At 35.7% G+C, this 1,332-nt stretch carries 3 protein-coding genes; 1 reads left to right on the top strand and 2 read right to left on the bottom strand.

Annotated elements, in window-relative coordinates:
- Positions 1-174: 174 nt before the first annotated feature.
- Positions 175-444, bottom strand: a complete 270-nt coding sequence (locus ACFWBN_RS39945) for a hypothetical protein (RefSeq protein WP_041481777.1) — start codon at positions 442-444, stop codon at positions 175-177.
- A gap of 124 nt (positions 445-568) precedes the next feature.
- Here ACFWBN_RS39945 and ACFWBN_RS39940 point away from each other — a divergent pair, with 124 nt between their 5' ends.
- Positions 569-916, top strand: coding sequence for a hypothetical protein (locus ACFWBN_RS39940; protein ID WP_014417939.1), 348 nt, complete (start codon positions 569-571; stop codon positions 914-916).
- A gap of 39 nt (positions 917-955) precedes the next feature.
- Here the strand turns inward: ACFWBN_RS39940 and ACFWBN_RS39935 are convergent.
- A partial coding sequence (locus ACFWBN_RS39935) for a hypothetical protein (protein WP_385186744.1) occupies positions 956-1,332 on the bottom strand: 377 nt, incomplete at its 5' end.

The raw sequence follows: 1,332 nt of genomic DNA, 5'->3' as shown, positions 1-1,332 counted from the left end.
CCTCCTACAATATAGTCACCTGTACGAGGCACCATTGACTCTAATCTTAGGTGGTTTCCTTCCCCATCCTTACTATATGTAAGCTCACTCAAAGAACTGCCGGTTTTACAATCATTAAAAATAACTAACCATTTAACTTCCATTTCACAACCTCATTTCGATAAAATTGATCTTTTATGTAGATTGTACAAAATACCCAATACAACCTGGCTCTTCAGGTTTTAATTCGCCCCAAACATTTTTGTTCTTGTCTATAATTTGAAGCTTATATTTATTGCCTGTTCTCTTCTCGACTAACTCTAATGCATACTCATCAATACATTTTTGAACTTCATATTCATTGAAAGTCCAAAATGTCAAGTCTTCTAATAACCGATGTAATTGCAATGACATTTTTCTACGCAACTCTAATATTTGATCTCTAAATTTTATTTTGAGCCCCATTTTTTCACCCTTTTCTAAATAAATGAGATATTTCAAACAGTTTCACAAACACTTCACACATTTCAAATATTTAACATGCTAGACTGGAGGTGTAACCACAATCAAAACCTAGGAGGTAATTCTTATGAAAAAGTTTTACAAAGGATTGATTGTTTCTGCTCTATCGCTTACAGCACTAGTACTCCCTGCATTCACATCACAGGCTTCTGCTTTAACCCCTGTCAAATCAGTTGATCAAGTTAAGCAGCTAGGTGATCCGCTTGGTACAGTTGATTTTCACATGCTTAGGAATTCTAACGTATCTCTATTAAAAGGCTACACCCGGTGGGAAATTGTATCTGGAAGCAACCTTATAAGCATTAGTTCCAGTGGTGTCGTATCCTCTCATTCAACTTTGGGCACAGCATTGGTTTATGCGTATGACATTAACGACAATTATGTAATTTATAAAATTACAGTAGAAGCACGTTAGTTTACTAAGGAGTGTTAATTCACTCCTTCTCTGTTTGTTTTACTCAAATAATTGAATTAAATCCTCAACAATGTCATCGCTATCCCACTGCCCTGTATCCCATGAATATGTATGTAATCCTGCATTGCTCATAACCTCTCTATATAATTCTAAAACCGGCTCAATATCACGATCATTAATGTATTCATCACCGCGTTCACTTAAACGTTGTTTAATAACCTTCGGATCAGCATGTAAGTAGATCACATTGGCTTTACCCCTAATCTTCTCCTCAATTGCCCTTTGCTGCTCTTCCGTTAAGATTGAGTAATCCTTGAACTCCCTCGCATAAACTAAATTTGAATATATGTATCGGTCAATAATTACATTGTCCTCATCGGCTAGCTTATTAAAGTGTTCAAACAGCTTCTCATTAC

Origin of the sequence: Streptomyces sp. NPDC059989 (assembly GCF_042736975.1) — a bacterium.
Classification (GTDB): Bacteria; Actinomycetota; Actinomycetes; order Streptomycetales; family Streptomycetaceae; genus Streptomyces.
Note: the sequence above shows the minus strand (reverse complement) of the source record. Positions and strands in the feature narration are given on the sequence as shown.